The 5528-nt window shown below is 73.3% G+C and carries 7 protein-coding genes; 6 read left to right on the forward strand and 1 reads right to left on the reverse strand.

The annotated features are described in order from the left end of the window. The 4 genes from ACRDSQ_RS25775 to ACRDSQ_RS25790 all read left to right on the forward strand — a co-directional run. A partial coding sequence (locus tag ACRDSQ_RS25775) for a YbaB/EbfC family nucleoid-associated protein (protein ID WP_431424543.1) occupies positions 1 to 311 on the forward strand: 311 nt, incomplete at its 5' end. After that, complete coding sequence (locus tag ACRDSQ_RS25780; RefSeq protein ID WP_431424544.1) at positions 308 to 616, forward strand: WXG100 family type VII secretion target; 309 nt, start codon at positions 308 to 310, stop codon at positions 614 to 616. The genes ACRDSQ_RS25775 and ACRDSQ_RS25780, both read left to right, overlap by 4 nt. A gap of 8 nt (positions 617 to 624) precedes the next feature. After that, positions 625 to 2910, forward strand: a complete 2286-nt coding sequence (locus ACRDSQ_RS25785; RefSeq protein WP_431424545.1) for a glycohydrolase toxin TNT-related protein — start codon at positions 625 to 627, stop codon at positions 2908 to 2910. Further along, positions 2907 to 3209: a hypothetical protein gene (locus tag ACRDSQ_RS25790; RefSeq protein WP_431424546.1), complete on the forward strand. Its 303-nt coding sequence runs from the start codon at positions 2907 to 2909 to the stop codon at positions 3207 to 3209. The genes ACRDSQ_RS25785 and ACRDSQ_RS25790 overlap by 4 nt, the downstream gene beginning before the upstream one ends. On the opposite strand, the gene hisN is transcribed toward ACRDSQ_RS25790, so the two are convergent. Next, positions 3126 to 3920, reverse strand: a complete 795-nt coding sequence (hisN, locus tag ACRDSQ_RS25795) for a histidinol-phosphatase (RefSeq protein WP_431424547.1) — start codon at positions 3918 to 3920, stop codon at positions 3126 to 3128. The two genes, ACRDSQ_RS25790 and hisN, sit on opposite strands and share 84 nt — an antisense overlap. A gap of 33 nt (positions 3921 to 3953) precedes the next feature. Between hisN and ACRDSQ_RS25800 the strand changes: the two genes are divergently transcribed. Further along, positions 3954 to 4628: a response regulator transcription factor gene (locus tag ACRDSQ_RS25800; RefSeq protein ID WP_431424548.1), complete on the forward strand. Its 675-nt coding sequence runs from the start codon at positions 3954 to 3956 to the stop codon at positions 4626 to 4628. Positions 4629 to 4630: 2 nt separating this feature from the next. After that, on the forward strand, positions 4631 to 5528 hold an 898-nt coding region (locus ACRDSQ_RS25805; protein WP_431424549.1), incomplete at its 3' end, for a HAMP domain-containing protein.

The following is a 5528-nucleotide window of genomic DNA, read 5'->3' on the forward strand; positions in this document are numbered from 1 at the left end:
CGTGTGGGCTGGTCACGGCCACGGTGTCGGCCCAGGGCGCGCTGACCGGGCTGGAGATCGCCGACACCGCGTACCGCACCTATCGGCCGCACGAACTGTCCACCGTGATCGTCCGCGCCGCGACCGACGCCGCACTCAAGGCGAGCCGTGCGATGAGCGAAATCGTGGCGCCGGTCCTGCCCGCGGGCACCGACCCGGACGCGCTGATCAAGGGCACCGCCGACCTCACCCCGGCCGAGACCACACCCGATCCGGTCATCGACGACGAGAGTTTCGAGGACGTCCACTGGCTCGAATCGGGGCGCTCATGACCGAAGGTTTCCGCGTCTCCGCCGAGGAACTCGCCGCCAACGCGGGCCAGTTCGCCGGTCTGGCCGAGCGGGTCGACAGCATCCACCGCGACCTCGCCGACCGGCTCGGCGCCCTCGGTGAGTGCTGGGGCGCCGACGTGATCGGCCAGAGCTTCGGCGCCGTCCACACGGGACCCGCCGACGAGACGCTCACCGCGTTGGGTGGTCTCGCCGGGAAACTCGGCGACGTCGGCGAACGCTTCGCGGGCAACGCCGGCGCCTACGCCGAGGGCGAGCGGGACAACGTCGACAGACTCGGCTTGTAGGGGGACACGTGGGAATCGAACTGCCCCCCGAACTCGCCGCCGTCGCCACCGCCGCGGGCGTCACCTGGCCGCTGGCCGACGAGGACGCCATGCGCGAGGCCGCCCAGGCCTGGCGCGACGCGGGCACCCAGATGTCGACCCTCACCGGCGACGCCGACACGGTCGCCCGGACGACGCTGGCGGCGGTCGAAGGCGATACCGGCACGGCCGCGGCGAACCACTGGACCCGGTTCGTGGCACCCGACACCGGATACCTGACCGCCACCGCCCGCGACTGCGTCGGCGCCGCCGACCGCCTCTACCACGCCGCCGATCAGGTGGGTGCGGCGAAGGTCGAGATCGTCCGCGACCTGGTGGCCCTGGCCAAGAACAGCGACGCCGCCAACCAGGCCGCCGCGGCCGGGAACCCGACCGCGCTGCTCGGCTTGGACACGGCGATCCGGGGGACGGCGGTCAACGTCGCCGCGATAACGGACACCCTGGTCAGCGCGGTGCAGCCGAACTCGGGGCAGGACGTGTCGGCCGTGCGGGACGTGGTGAACGCCAACCCGGGCGCGCACGGCGGGTCGCTGCTCGGCGGCCTGGTCGACACCGCCACGAACACGACGGCGGGCCTCACCCAGACGGCGCTGGGTGTGACTGGTGCGGTGGCCGAGACGGCGGTAGGCGCGACGAGTGTCGTGACCCAGACGGCGGTCGGTGTGACTGGCGCCGTGACCGACACAGTCGGTGGAGTGGCGAACACGGCCGTGGGCGGCATGACCCAGACCGTGGGCGGTGTGACCGGTGCCGTGACCGACTCCGTCGACAGCGTGACCAACGGCGTCTCGGAGACAGCGCTCGGAGTGGCCCCAGGGCTCATGCAGACGGCGGACGGCGCGACCAACGTCGTCGCCGAGACCGTGGACCCGGCGAACGTGGTCGACTTCTACGGCGGCGACGCCAACGCCGGTACCGGCCCCATCCGCCTCCCGATGGACGCGTTCGCCGACGTCCCCACCCCACCGACGGGTTTCCCCGCGGTCGCCAACGACTCCGTGCAGGCGGCTTCAGCCGCTGTCCTCGACGCCCCGGCCCAGTCCCCCGCCGCGCAGCCCGCGCCAGGCCAACCCGCTGCCCCGAGTGCGCCGGGCGCGCCCGGTGGCGGTGCTCTTGCGGGCGCGACGCCTGCCGGCCCCGTGGCGGGTGGACTCAGCGGCGGACCGGTGGGCGGCGGTGTGCTCGGCGGCGGTGCCGTCGCCGGTGGCGGTTCAGCGCCGGGTGGTGGTCGCCAGCAGCAGCCCGGGCCGGGACGGGAGAGCACGGCGGCGCCCGTTCCCGACCAGCGCGGCAGGCCGGCTGCCGGTCCGGGAACGCCTGTGCGGCAAGAAGGTTCGGCCCGGCAGGCGGAGCAGGCAACCGGCTTCGGCGGGATGCTCGGCCTCGCCCCCACCTCCTACGGCACGGGCCAGCCCGCTCAACAGCCCGGCGGCGCTCAGGACATCCAGTCTCGGCTCGGCGCCGGTCACCCGGCCCAGCAGCCGCCCGCGGGTCACCCGCAGGGTGGGAGCCCGTCGGTCCAGCCCGCGGGAGCGCGACCAGCCGGCTTCGTCGCCGCGGTCGACCTGCCCGCACCCGACCAGCACGATCACGAGCCGCCGGTCTCGACCGGCTCGCTGGCCTTGTTCCTGGTCCACATGTTCCCCATCGGCCACCTCCCCAAGGCCACGAGCCACCCCGCGCGGCAACTCCCGGCGCCCCCCGCCGAACTGGACTACGCCGCGGGCCTGCGTTTCGAGGCCGACGACCACCCCGAGTCCCGCTTGATCGACCTCACGACCCGCCATCCCGCGGCGCCGTCGGAAGGCGGGCCCGCGCCCGTCGCGCTGACCGAGGGGTATGACCCGCTCGGCGGTGAGCATGAGCGGGACTGGGACCGGCGGTTCCTGGTCCGTGACACCCACCCCGTCGAGTACGCGTGGCCGCCCGGCGAGCTCTACCCCGAGGGCGGAAGCGCCGAGGGCGAGCCCGAAGTCCTCGCCGAGGGCACCGAGGTCGACCGCTTCGGCACCCCCGAAGGCCGGGTCTTCTCCGCCGCCGCCACCGCTTTCGGCGCCCGCTCGCTGCCGCCCGCGCACCTCGAAGCCGGGTACCACCGCTACCGCGTCCTGCGCCCGATCCCGGTCTGGCGCTCGGTCTCGGCACCCTGGTTCGGGCAGTCGGGAGGCGGGGAGCGGTATCGCGCGACCCAGTCCGCCGCGGACCTGCTCGCCCTCGGCCACCTGGCCGACACGACCCACGGAGACCAACAGTGAACGCCGAGTCGATCACCGAGCTGCTGCGCGCCGTGGGCATCCCGAACGGGATCGTCTCGGTCGGTGTGGAAGCCGACAACACCTGGTGCCTGTTGCGCGACAGCGACGGCGACGGGTGGGAGGTGTTCTGGCGCGAGCAGGGCAACCGCTACGACTGGGCCCGCTTCACCAGCGAGACCGTCGCCTGCCACTACCTGTTCGGCAGGCTCACCTGGTCACAGGTCGTGCGCGGTGTCGTCGGTGTGCTTGAGCAGGGCGAGCGCGGCGTCGTGGACGAGGCCGTTCGTCGACAGGGCTGACCCGCCGTCGAACGTCGGGACACCGCTCAGGTCGGTGAACCGGCCGCCCGCCTCCTCGATCAGCACCTGCAGCGGCGCGACGTCCCAGGGGTTGACGACGCACTCGGCGGCGATGTCGAGAGCCCCCTCGGCGACCAGACAGTGCTGGTAGAAGTCCCCAAACGCACGGCTTTCCCAGCAGGCGTCCATGAGCGCGAGGTAGCGCTCGCGCGAGTGGTACCTCACCCATGACCCGAGGTCCGTGGTCGACAAGTAGGCGTCTTCCAGGTCGCGCACGCGGGACACACCGATGCGCCGCTCCACCCCGCCGGTCGACATCCAGGCGCCTTCGCCGCGCGCGGCCCACCAGCGCCTGCCCAGCGCGGGCGCGCTGACCACACCGACGGTCGGCGAGCCGTCCTCGACCAACGCGATCAGGGTCGCCCACACGGGAACCCCGCGCAGGAAGTTCTTGGTGCCGTCGATCGGGTCGAGCACCCACGCGCGGCCCGCGCCGACGGTGCCGCCGCGTTCCTCGCCCGCGACCGTGTCGGTGGGGAACTCCTCCGCGAGCAGCGCGCGCACGGCGTCCTCGACGGCGGTGTCGGCGTCGGTCACGGGGGTCCGGTCGGGCTTGCGCTCGACCACCAGATCGGTGGCCCGAAAGCGCGAACGGGTGATCGCGTCGGCCGCGTCGGCCAGCCGCAGGGCGAAGGTGAGGTCGCTTGACACAACTCCGATCGTGTCACGCCTACGCTGAGCGCCGTGAGCGTGGTGCTGCTGGCTGAGGACGATGCCTCCATCGCCGACCCGCTTTCCCGTGCGCTGCACCGGGAGGGCTACGAGGTCGAGGTGGTGGGCGATGGGCACCGGGCGCTCGAGGTCGCCTCCACCAGGCACCCTGACCTGCTCGTTCTCGATTTGGGACTGCCCGGCATCGACGGCCTGGAAGTGTGCCGCAGGCTCCGCGCGGCCGGGCGGAGCATCCCCGTGCTGATGCTGACCGCCCGCGCCGACGAGGTCGACTTCGTCGTCGGACTCGACGCGGGCGCCGACGACTATGTCGCGAAGCCGTTCCGGCTGGCCGAGTTGCTCGCCCGGATCCGCGCGCTGCTGCGCCGCCAGGCGCCGGGCGCGATCGACGTCAACGGCGTGCGGATGGACCTCGCCGGCAGGGTCGTCACCGTGGACGGCTCGGAGATCACGTTGGCCAACAAGGAGTTCGAGCTGCTGCGGGTGCTGATCCAGCGCGCGGGCAAGGTCGTCACCCGCGACGAGATCCTCACCGAGGTGTGGAGCGATCCCGAGCTGAAGAGCAGCAAGACGCTCGACATGCACATGTCCTGGCTGCGCCGAAAGCTCGGCGAGGGCGGCCCCGGCCCGGCGGAACGTCGGATCGCGACCGTGCGCGGTGTCGGCTTCCGCTTCAACGCCGACTAGCCATGCGCCGCCGCATCCTCCGGGCCATCCTCGTCGCCGTCCTGGTCACCGCGTTCGTCCTCGGCATCCCGCTCGGCTACACGGCGCTGCAGATCGTCGAGTCGCTGACCAGGGAGGACCTCGCGGGCCGCGCCCAGCAGATCGCGGCGACGCTGGACGACGAGATCGCCCACGGCAGGCCGATCGACCTGGCCCCAGTCCAGCTCGCCGTGCCGCCCAACGGCAGGCTGACGGTGGTGCTCCCAGGTGAGGGGGAGTGGACCTTGGGGCCGGTGCTGCCGCGGGACACCGTGTCCGAGGTCGTCCCGATCGTCAACCAGGGCCAGGTCCGGCTCTCCGTCGACGCGGGGCCGTTGCGGACCAGGCAGACCCAGGTGGCCGTCCTCGTGGTCCTGGTCGTGGCGCTCACCGTGGGTATCGGCACCGTGGTCGCGACGGCGACCGCCCGCAGGCTCGCCCGGCCGCTGCGCCACGTCGCGCAGCGCGCCACCCGCCTGGGTGCCGGCGACTTCCGGCTCGACCCGACCCGCTACGACCTGCAAGAACTCGACCTTGTGGCGGAAGCCCTCGACGCGTCGGCCACCGCGCTCGCCCTGCTCGTGCAGCGGGAGCGCGACCTGGTCAGCGACGTGTCCCACCAGCTCCGCAGCAGGCTCACCGCACTTCAGCTGCGGCTCGAGGCCCTGGCCGCGGCCCCCGACGCGGAGACCGCCGCCGAAGCGGGCGCGGCACTCGAGCAGGCCGAACGCCTCGCGGGCGTCCTCGACGAACTGCTCGCCGCCGCCCGCGAGGCCCGCGCGGTCGACGCCGAGCCGATCGACCTGTCCACCGAACTCGCCGCCATCGCCGACGAGTGGCGCGGCCCGCTGCGGTCGCAGGGCCGGTCGCTGCGGCTGCGCC

It is taken from the genome of Actinokineospora sp. (assembly GCF_050699995.1).
In the GTDB taxonomy this organism is placed as follows: domain Bacteria; phylum Actinomycetota; class Actinomycetes; order Mycobacteriales; family Pseudonocardiaceae; genus Actinokineospora.